Annotated in this window: 5 protein-coding genes and 1 tRNA gene; 4 read left to right on the forward strand and 2 right to left on the reverse strand. The window is 60.2% G+C overall.

The features are described from left to right. The 4 genes from FLM9_RS07015 to FLM9_RS07030 all read left to right on the forward strand — a co-directional run bounded on the left by FLM9_RS07015 (position 1) and on the right by FLM9_RS07030 (position 8,164). Positions 1 to 71, forward strand: a tRNA-Thr gene (locus FLM9_RS07015). A gap of 177 nt (positions 72 to 248) precedes the next feature. Next, positions 249 to 3,083, forward strand: a complete 2,835-nt coding sequence (gene gcvP, locus FLM9_RS07020; RefSeq protein WP_218969756.1) for an aminomethyl-transferring glycine dehydrogenase — start codon at positions 249 to 251, stop codon at positions 3,081 to 3,083. A gap of 39 nt (positions 3,084 to 3,122) precedes the next feature. Then, complete coding sequence (locus FLM9_RS07025) at positions 3,123 to 5,060, forward strand: site-specific DNA-methyltransferase (protein WP_074457904.1); 1,938 nt, start codon at positions 3,123 to 3,125, stop codon at positions 5,058 to 5,060. 8 nt (positions 5,061 to 5,068) lie between these two features. Further along, entirely contained in the window at positions 5,069 to 8,164 is a 3,096-nt protein-coding gene (locus tag FLM9_RS07030) for a type III restriction-modification system endonuclease (RefSeq protein WP_074457906.1), read from the forward strand. An 82-nt stretch (positions 8,165 to 8,246) separates the two neighbouring features. Here the strand turns inward: FLM9_RS07030 and addA are convergent, their stop codons facing one another. Both addA and addB read right to left on the reverse strand, forming a co-directional pair. After that, on the reverse strand, positions 8,247 to 11,729 hold the full coding sequence (gene addA, locus FLM9_RS07035) for a double-strand break repair helicase AddA (protein ID WP_074457905.1): 3,483 nt from the start codon (positions 11,727 to 11,729) through the stop codon (positions 8,247 to 8,249). Continuing rightward, a partial coding sequence (gene addB, locus FLM9_RS07040) for a double-strand break repair protein AddB (protein WP_218969755.1) occupies positions 11,726 to 14,774 on the reverse strand: 3,049 nt, incomplete at its 5' end. The genes addB and addA, both read right to left, overlap by 4 nt.

The following is a 14,774-nucleotide window of genomic DNA, read 5'->3' on the forward strand; positions in this document are numbered from 1 at the left end:
CCCTTGTAGCTCAGCGGTAGAGCACTCCCTTGGTAAGGGAGAGGTCACGAGTTCAACTCTCGTCAAGGGCTTTTACGAAGGCAAGCATCGAATTGTTCTCTGGAGTGAATCCAGTGCGCAAGCCATCGTTTTAGGATTTCTCAAGGTGGTCCTGGTATTGCATCCCTTTGATTTCCCCCCCAGCGTCAACGCCCCAACAGTCGTTTCTGCATCGCCACCTGGGCCCCAGCGCCGTGGAGCAGCAGCAGATGCTCCAGACGTTGAACCTCCCCTCAATGGAAGCGTTGTTGGAAGAGGCCATCCCCACCAGCATTCGCCTGTCCCAGGACCACACGGCCCAAAGCCTGCCGCCCAGCGTCAGTGAGCAGCAGGCACTGGCGGAGTTGTACGCCCTCATGGGGCGGAATCGCATCAGCCGCAGCCTCATTGGTCTGGGCTACTTCGGGGCGGTGATGCCGGCCGTGGTGCGCCGTCACGTGCTGGAGAATCCCGCCTGGCTCACCGCCTATACTCCCTATCAGGCAGAAATTGCCCAGGGCCGACTGGAGGCCCTCCTCAATTTTCAAACCCTCGTCTGTGAACTGACGGGTCTGCCGGTGGCCAATGCCTCCCTGCTGGATGAGGCCACGGCAGCGGCAGAAGCCATGGGACTGAGCTTCGCGGTGTGTCAGCGGCCCGAGGCTCGCCGATTTCTGGTGGACCGGAACGTCTATCCCCAAACCATGGAGGTGCTGCGAACCCGGGCCGAGCCCCTGGGCATCAGGTTGGAGGTGAAGGCGCCCGGCGCCTTTGTCGTTGATGAAGAGGTGTTTGGCATGCTGCTGCAACTCCCGGACGCTCAGGGGCAACTCTGGGATCCCACAGAGATCATCAGCGCTGCCCATGCCTGTGGTGCGCTGGTCACCGTTGCCGTGGATCCCCTCGCCCAGGTGCTCATGGCCCCTGTGGGCGCCCTTGGCGCCGACGTGGCGGTGGGTTCTGCCCAACGGCTGGGTTTGCCCTTGGGCTATGGGGGACCCCACGCCGCCTTTTTTGCCACCCGTGAGCATTACAAGCGGCAGGTGCCCGGCCGGATCGTGGGGCTGTCTGTGGATGCGGAGGGGCGCCCCGCCCTGCGCTTGGCGCTTCAGACCCGGGAGCAGCACATCCGGCGGGACAAGGCCACCAGCAATATCTGCACGGCCCAGGTGCTGCTGGCGGTGCTGGTGAGTTTTTATGCCGTCTACCATGGTCCTGATGGTCTCACCGCCATGGCCCGCCGGGTGCGCCGCCTGAGCCAGGCCATGGCCGCCGCCATGGCCCAGGTGGGGCTGGCGCCCGCCATGGCGCCAGGCTTCGACACCATCGTGGTGAAGACCTCAGCGGCAGCAGCCATCCTGGCGCGTTGCCGGGCAGCAGGCTTTTCCCTACGGGTGGTGGAAGATGGGGGGGGCTTGGCTCTCAGCCTGGATGAGCGCTCCACCGTGGAAGAGTTGGAGCAACTGTTGGCGCTCATGGCGCCGGGGCGCGCCCATCTCCCCATGGCGGACTTGCTGGAGGCCAGCAAGGGTGCGTTGCCCGTGCCGGAGCGCCAGGAACCATGGCTTCAGCAGGAGTCCTTCCACAAGCACCGCAGCGAGACCGCCCTCCTGCGCTACATCCAGGCCTTGGCCGCCAAGGATTTCTCCCTAATCCACGGCATGATCCCCCTGGGAAGCTGCACCATGAAGCTCAATGCCGCTGCTGAGCTGTTGCCCCTGAGCTGGTCCAGCGTGGCGGAGTTGCATCCCTTTGCCCCGCCTGAGGATGCCCAGGGCTATGGGGCCATGGTCCGGCAACTGGAAGACTGGCTGGCGGAGTTGACGGGCTTTGCCGGCGTCAGCCTCCAGCCCAATGCGGGCTCCCAGGGGGAGTTGGCGGGGCTGTTGGTGATTCGCGCCTGGCAGGCCAGCCGCGGCCAGGCCCATCGCCGGGTCTGCCTCATTCCCACCAGCGCCCACGGCACCAACCCCGCCAGTGCGGTGATGGCCGGTTTGCAGGTGGTGCCGGTGGCCTGTGATGCCCAAGGCAACATCGACCTGGACGACCTGCGCCGGAAGACCGCCACCCACGGCGACCACTTGGCGGCCCTGATGGTCACCTATCCCTCCACCCACGGGGTCTTCGAGGTGGCCATTGGGGAGATCTGCGCCATCATCCACGAGCATGGGGGACAGGTGTACCTGGACGGGGCCAACCTCAATGCCCAGCTTGAGTTGTGCCGCCCCGGCGACTACGGCGCCGACCTTTGCCATCTGAATCTCCACAAGAGCTTCTGTATCCCCCATGGGGGTGGTGGGCCAGGGGTGGGACCCATTGCCGTGGCCGCCCATCTGACCCCGTTTCTGCCCGGCCATCCGCTCCTGGCCTGTGGTGGGGAGCAGGCTATCGGGCCGGTGTCCGCCGCCCCCTTCGGCAGCGCCAGCATCCTCACCATCAGTTGGATGTACCTGCGCATGATGGGTGCGGCCGGCCTGCGGCAGGCCAGCGCCGTGGCCATCCTCAACGCCAACTACGTTGCCCACCGTCTGGAAGGGTTCTATCCCGTGCTGTTCCGTGGGGAGAAGGGGCGGGTGGCCCATGAATGCATCCTGGATCTACGGCCCCTGCGGTCTGAAGCGGGGGTGGGGGTGGAGGACGTGGCCAAGCGGCTGATGGACTACGGCTTCCATGCCCCCACGGTGAGCTGGCCTGTGGCGGGCACCATGATGGTGGAGCCCACGGAAAGCGAATACAAAGCCGAGCTGGACCGCTTTTGTGACGCCATGGTTGCTGTGCGCCAGGAGGTGGCCGCCATTGCTTCCGGCGCCATGAATCGCCACAACAATCCCCTCAAGCGGGCGCCCCACACCATCGCGGCCCTCACTGCCGATTCATGGGATCGTCCCTACAGCCGACGGCAGGGTGGACTCCCCGGCAACCAGGACCCCGCAGACAAGCTCTGGCCTGCAGTGGCCCGCATTGACAACGCCCGCGGGGATCGAACCCTCATCTGCACCTGTCCGTCTGTAGAGAACTACGCCGGTGATGAGTCTCATGGTCTGCTCAGATACACAGGTGGGTAAACCCCGGCGGCGTCGTAATGTACGATTGAGACAAAGAGCATGGACAAGCTGAAGATGCACAGCTCTGATTTGAGCCAGCAGAATATCGCGAAGATCCGCGAGCTTTTCCCCGGCTGCGTGACCGAGGCGCGGGACGAAGCAACCGGATCCCTGCGACTGGCGGTGGACTTTGATCAGTTGCGTCAGGAGTTGAGCGGCCATATCGTCGAGGGGCCGCAGGAGCGGTATCGGCTAGACTGGCCTGGCAAGCGGGAGGCGTTAGCGCTCACGAATGCTCCGATCACCAAGTCATTGCGCCCCTGCCGCGAGCAAAGTGTCGACTTCGACACCACACAGAACCTGTTCATCGAAGGTGATAATCTTGAGGTGCTGAAGCTTCTGCAAGAAAACTATCTTGGCAAAGTTAAGATGATCTATATCGACCCGCCGTACAATACAGGTAATGATTTTGTTTATGATGACGATTTTGTCGAGAGTTCGGCGGCGTTTCTTGAGCGGTCGAACCAAAGAGATGATGAAAGAAATCGACTTGTCGCGAACACATCTGCGAATGGGCGGTTTCATTCGAACTGGTTGAGCATGATATATGCGCGACTGCGTCTTGCAAAGAGATTTCTCACCTCAGATGGCGCCGTGTTCATTAGTATCGATGATAATGAGGCTGGCGCATTGATCAAAATCGGCCGAGAAGTATTTGGCGATGAAAACTTCGTTGCGCAGTTAGCCGTTCAACTGAACCCACGAGGACGACATCTTGATCGTTTTATTGCAAATACACACGAGTCAGTTGTTATCTTTGTGAGAGATGGATTAAATTCTAATTGTATTGGCGGCCTTGAGAAAAATGGTCGCATGGCTAATGAATATAACCGCAGCGATAGTGATGGAGTCTTCAGGCTCTTAGGGCTTCGCAATCGTAACCAGTCTTTCAACCCGATAACACGACCCAATCTCTATTATCCGCTGTATATCTCACCCAAAGACAGCACTATTTCCTTGAATAAGGATGAAATTTTCACGGACGAAGTGTGGCCAGACACGCCAGATGGTACGAAGACCTGTTGGACGTGGGGAAAAGAAAAAGTTGCCAAGGAGGGTAACTTGCTGGTTGCTGAAGAGTTCAGAGGCGAATGGCGAGTATTTCGAAAGGACTACCTTAACAAAGATGGCAATGTAGCCAAAACCATGGCCAAGTCTCTTTGGATCGATCAAGATATTACCAATGATTACGGCCGCGCCGCGGTGAAGGAACTTTTTGGAAAAGCCGTAATGGACTTTCCGAAGTCTCCTGCACTTCTTGGTCGCCTAATCGAAATCGGATCAAATGACGGAGATGTTGTTCTAGACTTTTTTGCCGGTTCTTCATCCACCGCACATGCGCTCTTGACGCTTAACGCCAGCAAGGGATTTAATCGGAAGTTCGTAATGGTCCAGTTGCCTGAGGCCACTGCTGATGGCTCAATTGCTCGAAATCAGGGTTACGAGACAATCGCCGATCTGTCGATGGAGCGCATCCGTCGTGCCGGCAAGAAAGTCCTCGAAGGCTATTGCCATCCCAACTGGAACCGCGATGTTGGCTTTCGGGTGCTCAAAGTTGATACGTCGAACATGAAGGACGTCTACTACCGACCGGACGAGATGAATCAGTCCGACCTGCTCGACATGGTCGACAACGTGAAGGAGGGCCGAACCGCTGAGGATCTGCTGTTCCATGTGCTGGTCGATAGGGGCGTGGACCTGACACTGCCCATCCGCCGGGAGACTGTGCAGGGCAAGGTCGTGTTCTTCGTCGATGACAACGCTCTTGTCGCCTGCTTCGACCGCGGTGTCACAGAGAGCTTGGTTAAGGAACTGGCCGGTCACAAGCCCCTGCACGTTGTATTCCGCGATAGCGGCTTCGTCTCGGACGCGGAGAAGATCAACGTGGAGCAGATCTTCCGCCAGCTCTCGCCCACCACGGAAGTCAAGTCGATCTGAGGGTGGCCATGAAGCTCAAGTTCAAGGTCCAGCCTTATCAGACAAATGCTGTCAACGACGTGGTCGACTGCTTCGCCGGCCAGCCCATGCTATCTGGCCTTACTTACCTACCGCATCAACCCCGGCCACAGGCACAGACCAGCCTCTTCGAGGAAGGCTTCAAGAACGCTGACCTCACACTGACCGATGTGCAGCTCTTCGAGAACATCCAGAGGGTCCAACGGCGGCAGAACCTACCCATGTCGCAATCGCTGACAGACTTCACGACCTTCGACAACAGGGGCGTGCGAGTCCCCGCCACGGCGACCTACAAAGAAGACGCACTCACCGCGACCCGCGTCCATCTCGACGTCGAGATGGAGACCGGCACCGGCAAGACCTACTGCTACATAAAGACCATCTTCGAGATGAACAAGTGCTATGGCTGGTCGAAGTTCATCATCATGGTGCCGTCGATTGCCATTCGTGAAGGGGTCTACAAATCGCTGCAGATCACGGCCGATCATTTCACCGAAAGCTACGGCAAGAGGGCGCGGTTCTTCATCTACAATTCCAAGCGCCTGCATGAACTGGAGAACTTTTCCTCGGACGCCGGGATCAACGTGATGGTGATCAACATCCAGGCGTTCAATGCGCAAGGTGCCGATAACCGCCGCATCTACGAGGAACTGGATGACTTCCAGTCGCGCCGGCCTATCGACGTGATCGCCTCAAACCGGCCAATCCTGATTCTGGACGAACCGCAGAAGATGGAAGGCTGGAAAACGATGAAGGCACTGCCAAAGTTCAAACCGCTGTTCATCCTGCGCTACTCGGCAACTCACCGGACCCACCATAACCGAATTCATCGGCTTGATGCGCTGGATGCCTACAACCAGAAGTTGGTCAAGAAGATTGTCGTGTGTGGTATCCAGACTCGCGGGCTGGCCGGCGCCAATGCCTACCTCTACCACGAGGGCATTGACATCTCAAAGACGGCCCCCGTTGCCCGGATCGAGATGGAGGTGAAGCTGGAGTCGGGCGAGATCAAGCGGCAACTCCGGCGGCTCAAGTTCCACGACGACCTGTTAGTGAAGTCGGGTGAGCTTGACCAGTATCGAGGTTACACCATCAGTCAGATCGATGCCGTCGATGACACGATTGAATTCACCAATGGCATTGTGCTGAGGGCTGGGGAGGCCAATGGAGATGTCTCCGAGCGGGATATTCGCCGCATTCAGATCCGGGAAACCATCAAGGCGCACCTGGACAAGGAGAAGCAGCTATTTGCAAAAGGCATCAAGGTGCTGTCGCTCTTCTTCATCGACAAGGTGGTAAAATACCGCGACTACAACCAGGCTAACGAAAAAGGCGAGTATGCCCGTGTTTTCGAGGAAGAGTACGAGATGCTGAAAGCCGAGTACCTTTCGGAGCTCGCGATCAATAACAACAAATACCGGGAGTATCTTGCGGTCACTGACCCGGCCAAAACCCACAACGGCTATTTCTCAATCGACAAGAGGACAAACCGCCTGAAGGACCCAGCCGCTCGCGCTCGCTCGGATGATTCCGACGACGTCAACGCCTACGACCTGATCCTGAAGGACAAGGAGCGCCTGCTGTCTTTCGCCGAACCTATCCGGTTCATTTTCTCTCACTCAGCACTTCGCGAGGGATGGGACAACCCGAACGTCTTTGTCATGTGCATGCTGAAGCACAGCGACAACACAATTTCCCGTCGTCAGGAAGTGGGACGCGGCCTACGGCTGTGCGTTGATCAACACGGGGACCGTGTAGACCATCCGGCGGTGGTGCATGACGTCAACGTGCTGACCGTGGTGGCGAGCGAGAGCTACAGGGACTTCGTGGCCGGTCTGCAGAAGGAAATTGCGGAGGCTCTCTCGTCGCGTCCACGGCAGGCAACCAAACAGTATTTCGAAGGAAAGATACTCACAACCGAGTATGGCCCGGTCAAGGTGACTGCAGCCATGGCCAATCAGATCTACCGCTATCTGGTGAAAAATGACTACACCGATGATACAGATCAGATCGCTGGCACCTACCATGAGGCAAAAGCTGCAGAGAAACTGGCCGACTTGCCAGATGAGCTAAAACCCTACGCAGAGCAGGTGTTCCAGCTCATCGATAGCGTCTTCAGCGATGCCCAACTGCCCAAGGTCGATGATAGCCGCAAGCACAAGACTAACGATCTCAACACGAACTTCCAGAAGAAGGAATTTAAGGAACTCTGGGCGCGGATCAATCGCAAGGCGGTCTATCGAGTAGAGTTCGATTCTGTGGAGCTGATCCGCAAGTGCGTCAGCGCGCTGGGCAGCCTGCGCATTACCCCTTTGCAGTACACGGTACAGGTTGGAGTACAGAACGACGGATTGACCGACAGCCAGCTTCGCAGCGGCGATGGCTTCACCGTTACAACTACAACGACTGAGCATGGGGACCCGATCCATTTCCTGGTGAAGTACGACCTTGTGGGTAAGGTGGCCGAAGACGCTCAGTTGACGCGAGATACGGCGGCGACCATCCTCCACCAGATCCCCTCCGCGATTTTTGAGCAGTTCAAGAAAAATCCTGAGCACTTCATATCAGAAGTATCGCGCATCATCGCTGAGCAGAAAGCGGTCATTGTGATAGAGCATCTTGCCTATGATGAAGTCGATGAGTGTTACGACGTTGACATATTCACTGCGAACCAGACCAGCCAGAATTTCTACCGAGCCACGGATAAGCTCAATAAACATGTCTACGATTATGCGATCACGGATTCCGATATCGAAAGAGACTTCGTGAAGGAGCTGGATACAAGAAACGAGGTCGTCGTCTACGCCAAGCTCCCACGCGGGTTCCTGATCCCAACCCCGGTCGGGGACTACAACCCAGATTGGGCAATATCCTTCAAGGCTGGCAGCGTGCGGCACATCTACTTCGTGGCCGAGACCAAGGGCACGATGTCCTCCATGAAGCTGCGTGAGATTGAGAACAAGAAGATCGAATGCGCCCGGAAATTCTTTGAAGAGATTAGCCAGCGGGTCACCGAGAATCGCGTTCGGTATGACGTGGTGACTGGCTACGACAAGCTGATGGAATTGGTCAATCCTGCGACATGATTAAACCACGTTCAATCACGTCTTCCTTGCTCAAAATTGAAGCAGAACTTCACCCAGATGCAATCCCATTTGTTCACAGGCATTAGGAAGGGTCATCATAGTAGCGGTGCCAGGCGTCCTGGAGAAGCGAGCTGGGGAGGGCCATCATGGTGGCGGTTCGGGTCCAGAGGATGGCGGCTTCAGCGGGACGATCCGGGTAGAGGATGGCGAGGGCCTGTCGATAGGCGCCCATTTGGCGGAGAATGCCCTCCGGGCAATCCTCCGGGGTTGCGGGCACGGTGGCGTTGGTTTTGAAGTCAATCACCACCACTTTGTGAGGGCACACCAGCACCCGGTCCATGACGCCTTGCATGGGGCGACCGTCCGTCTGGCCAGCCACGGTGACGCTGAAACCCACCTCCGCCAGGGCCTCTTCGGCGAACACCTCCGCCAGGGCAGACGATTTCAACACCTGCACCGCCTCCTGGATCATGTTGTCCCGCTCGGATTCACCAAACGAATAGTTATCATGGAGGTATTGCTGCAAGAGCTGGGTCGCCACGTCGTTCCAGAACGTTGGGGGAATGGTGGGCAAGGTTTCCAACAGACGATGAATGGCCGTCCCCCGTACCTTGGCAGACTCTCGATCCAGCCCAGCCTCACCGGGTAGGGCCTTGTCCCCGTCCAGCCTGGATGGGTTGATGATTGCCGGCTCCGCCGCCAGGGGCTGTTGCCATTCCGTGGGGCGCAACAGATAACCGGGTAAGGGCGGTTGTTGCCCGGCAGGCTGGGCATCCTGTTGTTGCTCCGGGGCGCACCAATCCCCACAACTGAGCCGCAAAATCTCCCCATGGGAAGCATATTCTTTCTCCCATTGCACATGTTGGACAGCAATGTCTTGCACTTCGCCGCTACTCACGGCATCAGCAACCCGTTGAATTCCTTTTTGCATGTGGGTGTACCAATTCTTTGTCTTGTCGTCTTTTGCGTCACCAGCCCCGGCCACAACGAGCCAGCTTTGGGAACGGGTCATGGCCACGTACAGGAGTCTCATGCGCTCTTCCTGCTCCTTTTGTTGTTGCGCAGAAACGGCTTCCTGAAGAGTATCCGGGCGTTCCGGGGCTCTGGTGTTCCAGAGCAGTTGCTGATCGCTGGTTCGAAGGAGTTGATCCGCGCCAGGATTGCGCTTGGTGAACAGGGTATCCGGTAAGATCACGATGGGCGCTTCCAGGCCCTTGGCCCCATGCACCGTCATCACCCGCACCATGTCGCTGGCTTCGCTGAGCTGGCGTTTCACCTCGAAGGCGTCTGTGGTGGCCCAGGCCACAAAACCCGTGAGGCTGGGAATTTCCGTGGTTTCATAGGCCAGGGCCTGGCTCAGCAGGGCATCAATGCCGTCCTCTGCTTCCAGCCCCAGTCGTCCCATCAGATGTTGCCGGGCGCGGTGGCGGGTCAAAATGCGCTCCAGCAACTCGTAGGGCCGTAAATAGTCCGTTTTGCTGCGCAGATCCTCCAGAATGTCAACAGTCTTGCGGTGGCGAGGGGCCTGGTTCCGGAGTGCCTGCCCCAGGGGGCAGCCGGGCGGGCGGTGGTGGGCCAGGGAGAAGAGTTGTTGTTCAGTCCAACCGAAGATGGGGGATTTCAATGCTTCCGCCAACGATAAGTCATCCGCTGGTGTAGCCAGAAAGCGCAGCAGCGCCATAAGATCTTTCACCGCCAATTCAGCCGCCACCTTGAGGCGGTCCTTGCCGGCGATGGGTAGTTTCCTGGCCTTGCATTCGGCAATGATTTCCGTAAACAGATCCGAGCGGCGCTGCACCAGAATCAGCACGTCTTCGGGCCGAACGGCACGGCGCCGGATGGCCCCATCTCCTGTGGTGACGGGGATGGTTTCCCCACTGTCCATGAGGCCTTGGATGAAGGTGGCCACCTGCTTCGCCAGCACCTTGGCAGGAGGCCGGGGGTGGATGTACTCCCTGGCGTTGCTCCATGGTGGTTTCTCCTCCCCTGCCGTCCTGGGCAGCAGCGGCCATAGATCCACCCGCCCCGGCAAGGCTGTTTTGAAGGCCCTGTGGCGCTCCTGGGGGGAGAAGCCGGCCTTCTCTGCCTCTTCCCCCTGGAACACGGGATCCACCAGCTTGAGGATCACCGGCGCCGAGCGAAAAGAGTATTCCAAATGGAGCTGTTGCAGTTGTAAGTTGGCCCCTTGTAATCGCTTGCTAAAGGCATTGGCCATATTGTCAAATTCTTCTGGTTTGGCGCCCTGGAAAGAATAAATGGATTGCTTTTTATCCCCCACCACAAATATAGTGCGCTGCAGGGGCCGTGCCCCTTCACCGCTGCTGAATTCCTGGGTGAGTTTGTCAATCACGTCCCACTGGACCGGGCTGGTGTCCTGCGCTTCGTCCACCAGAATATGATCTACGCCCTGATCCAGGCGGAACAACACCCAATCCGCCACGGAAGAATCCTGAAGAAGATCTCTGGACTTTTGAATCAGGTCGTTAAAATCCAGCCAGCCCCGTTGTTGCTTCTCCTGGGCATAGATAGAGAGAAATGCCGCCGCGAAATTGTGGAGCGCCATGGAGCGCTGAGCGGCCGCCAGGCCCAGGCGTTGGGGCCGCACCTGCTCAACCCGCACCATCAGCGCCTCCAATGACGGCATCAGAGATGCCATGGTTGCGCGCAGGGCTTTGGTGGGAAAGTCGCCAATTTTTGCTGCGTAGGGTTGTTTGGCATTGGCCCCCGTGAGCAGCACGGCTTCCAGCAGCCCCACATCCGCCCCGGTCGGGTTGGCCACCGCCAGAGAGGCCAATTTCTTCGCTGCGCCTTGATCCCTGATGCTGCTGCTCCTTGCCAACTGGCTGCGGAGTTGGGCCAGCACATCCAGGTCGCCCGGCTGCAACACCTGCTCCACCAGGGTTTGTTCCGTGATGGCCGGGGGCAGGGAGAAGCTCTCCAGCACCTGAGACCACGTGAGGGGATGCTGCTGGAAGTCCTCACGGTTGTTCACCATCTGGAGGACCACTTTTTCCAGGCTGCCTTCCCCACTGAGTTGGCCTGCAAAGGCAGCCAGCAGGTGCGCCTGCTTGCCCTCGGCCATGTGGTGGATGATGTGGTGAATCAGCCGGTTCACATCGTGGTCGTCCATTTCTACAAACTGGGGGCTCACCCCGGCTTCCAGGGGGAAGCGACGCAGCAGGCGGGCGCAGAAGGCGTGGATGGTCTGGATTTGCAGACCGCCCGGGGTTTCAATGGCACGGGCAAACAGGGTGCGGGCGTGGCGCAACTGCCGGGACGGGAGGTCCATCTCCCCCAGGGCAGCCAGCTTGTGGCGCAACTCGTCATCCGGCACCATGGCCCACGCCCCCAGCGTCCGAAACAGCCGGTTCTGCATCTCTGCCGCCGCCGCCCTGGTGTAGGTGAGGCAGAGAATCTGCTCGGGGCGGGCGCCACGGAGCAGCAGCCGTGCCACCCGGTCGGTGAGCACCCGTGTCTTACCGGAACCGGCATTGGCGGCCAGCCAGGTGGAGCGGGCGGGTTGGGAGGCCTGCACCTGGCGGGCAGTGGCGGGATGCGACTTCATGTCATGGGCTGGCAGTGGGCTTTTGTGGCACTGTCCCATTCGCCGAAGCGGGCAAGGTGGTCGTAGGGGCCAGGGGCCTCCTTGCACAGCAGGCGGCGGGACTGGTAACCGGTTGTTGTGGGATTCATATAGGCGCACAACAAAGTCTCCAACTCCGCCAGGGTCTGCCCACGGCTTTCCTGAACGGCGGTCTTTTGATCGGGGTTGCTGCCCAGCCCAATGAAGACTCCTCCCTGGGCAGGGCCAGGGCTGATGCCCTCGAAGGCGCCCTTCTCCACCATGACCATCTCCAGCAGCAGTTGCTTGTCCCACTTCTCTTGTTCGTTTTTGCTGGGAATGGTGCCGGTTTTGTAGTCATACACCAACCAGCCGTCGGAGGTTTTGTCAATGCGATCCGCCGTGGCGCTCAGCACAAACTGGAATGATCGTCCGTCGTCCAGGTGTAAATCCAAGGGCGCCTCACCCTTGACTTCAAAGGCGAAGGGCCGCCCCTGCCGCTGGCGTTCCACCTCCGTGTTGAGAAACCAGTCCGCCAGGCCATCCAGGCGGGCCAACCAGAGCTGCTGGACCGCCGGCCACGGCACGGTTGCCTTGAGGGTGTCCTCGGCAATTTGCAGGAACCGACGGCGGGTCCGGGGGCGCTGCTGGGAAGCCAGTGCCGTGGGGTCCCCCTGGATGGCGCGGAGAAAATTCTCCATCACCCGGTGGATGGCCACGCCCCGCAACAGGGCGTCAGGCCCCTGCTCAAGGGGATTGAGGGGAACTAGGCGCAACACACGCTTGGCGTAAACGCTGTAGGGGTCCTTCACCAGGGTGCGAATCTCCGTGACGGAAAGCTTGCGCGGGCGGGCCGCCACCGGCGGGGACGGGCAGGGGCGCACGGCAGGCTGCTCTGGCGAAGGCTTCTCCAGCGCCATGGCCCAATCCAGCCACTGTTGCCCCCGCTGGGTCATGGCCTCCAGGCAGCGGCGACCACCCTGTTCCGGCAGGCCGTGGAGCAGGTTGGTGAGGCGATTCAGCCAGCGGCAGGGCACCGTCTCCCCGTCATTGGAGCGGGTGGAGCGGCTCAGCCACACCTGGGGTGCGGCAACGGCCTGTTGCAGGTCGTGGGCGGCCAGTCCCAGCAGGTGTTCGGGCAGTGGCAGCCCCGCCTGGCGCCGCATGCGGCGGTTGAGCCATGGATCCGGCGCCGTGGCCTCCGGCCAACAGCCTTCGTTGAGGCCACCGAGGATGAGTAGTTGGGCATCATGGGAACGGGCCTCCCAAGGGCTCCAGATCACCACCGTGCCGGTCTCAGGCTCCGGGCTGCGCACCGCTTCCGCAGACAACAGGTTCTGCAACAGCTCCCCAAAGGCTAGGGCATCCATAGCGCCCCCCTCCGGGGCCTCCTGCGCCAACGCCACCACCACCTTCTGGGCCGTCCTGCCAGCCTCCTGCTGCCAGAGGGGACTGTCCGCGTGGTCCGGCCCATGGGCTTCGCAACCGGCCACCAGCCGTAACGACAGGTCTTGCAGCCGCCGGACCCAATTGCCCAGGGGCTGTTCCCCCTGCAGCGGTTCCGACAGACAGCTGTTCAGCCAGTGGATCCAGGTAGTCTCTGTTGGTGTGGTGGATGTTGCAGTGGTGTGTTGCTGCTGCCTCCGGCTGAAGGCTTGCAGCACGCTTGCCTTGGGGAAGACGTGGGTGTTCTTGCGCAACCAGAGTTCCAGTGCCCGGCTGTGGCGCAGATGGATGGTTCGGACCGCCCCGCTGTGGCACAGGGGATGCTGGAGCAGGCTCAGCAGACTACTTGTGGTGAGGGGCTGGGTCATGAGTTGCGCCACCTGCAGCAGGAAACGCCCTGGTGGGGACAGTTGCAACGGCAAGCCCGCGCTGTCGTCGGCAACGATCTTCCATCGGTCCAATGCCGCGCCCACATGGCGGGCCAGGCGACGATCCGGCGTCATCAGGGCGGCCTTGTGGCCGTCCTCCAGGGCCTGGCGCAGCCGCAGGGTGATGGCGAGGGCCTCCTGGCGCAACCCGGGGGCCTCCAGCAGGGTCAATCCCTCCGTGGCTGTATCCAGGATCCCCAGGGACGGCCCCTCTTCCAGCCAGGCATCCGTCACCGGCGCCGGACGCAACGCCAACGACACTAGGCGGTTGCGGGCCGGGGCGGCGGGCTGGGCTTTTGTCCAGGGCTGCACGGCCTGGGGGTCCATCCGCAGGACTTGCAGCAGTTGACAAAACCGCTGCTGGGGGTGGTCTTCCAGGGGATGGGTTGGCGAGGACGGGCTCTGCTCCAGCCGGGACCACACCGCCGTGGGCAAATCAAAATCAAATCCCGGCAACACCAGCGCCCCCTGACTCAGGCGAGCAACCGCCTCCATCAGCAACCGGGTGCTGCCTCTGGAGCCAGTGGAGCCTGCCACAATCACCGGGTGGCTGGGGGGATGGCGCCGCCAGTGGCTAACCAATCCCTCGATCACCCGGCGCTGTCGCGCCCGGGCATCCAGGCCGCCGATGGCTTGGAGATACTCCTGCACAAGACTGAGGAACGCCTGGGAGCGCTGCCAGTGGCCCGAGAGTTCCCCCACGTCCAACTCCCGGATCAACTGGGGATCAATACCCTCGTCCTGGAGTTCGTCCATGAGGCGGGCCAGGCTTTTGGCCAGGGGATAGCGGCAGGTGCGGGGCGCCAGATCCGGCTGCTGCTCCAGCAGCTTGCCAATGAGTTGACCCAACTGCAACTGGCGCCGCAGGGAAGGAATTGCGGGGGGCAGCATCAGGGCCTGGGGCGCGTTGCCGTGGTAGGTGGCCACCAGGTCAATGGCGGGCAGCAGGCAAGGGGTGGCACTGTGGAGGAGTTGCCCCAGTCGTCGTTTCATGCGCCGGCTGTTCACCACCAAGTGAATCCGGGCCAAGGCTTCGGGTGGTTGGCCGTGGAGGCGCTCCCTGAGCCCCGCCAGCAGCACCTCGGGGAAATCCACTCCTGGCGGCAACCCGTAGACCCGTGGCGAAGTTGTTGGGCCAAACAAGGTGGCCATGGCCAAGTTGCCTGGCAAGGGA

This window comes from Candidatus Synechococcus spongiarum (genome assembly GCF_900047545.1).
Lineage (GTDB): Bacteria > Cyanobacteriota > Cyanobacteriia > PCC-6307 > Cyanobiaceae > Synechococcus_B > Synechococcus_B spongiarum_C.

What these genes read in the sequence shown, in the direction of transcription:
- gcvP (WP_218969756.1), top strand. Translation starts at nt 249, where the DNA reads ATGCTCCAGACGTTGAACCTCCCCTCAATGGAAGCGTTGTTGGAAGAG.
- FLM9_RS07025 (WP_074457904.1), top strand. Translation starts at nt 3,123, where the DNA reads ATGGACAAGCTGAAGATGCACAGCTCTGATTTGAGCCAGCAGAATATC.
- FLM9_RS07030 (WP_074457906.1), top strand. Translation starts at nt 5,069, where the DNA reads ATGAAGCTCAAGTTCAAGGTCCAGCCTTATCAGACAAATGCTGTCAAC.
- addA (WP_074457905.1), bottom strand. Translation starts at nt 11,729, where the DNA reads ATGAAGTCGCATCCCGCCACTGCCCGCCAGGTGCAGGCCTCCCAACCC.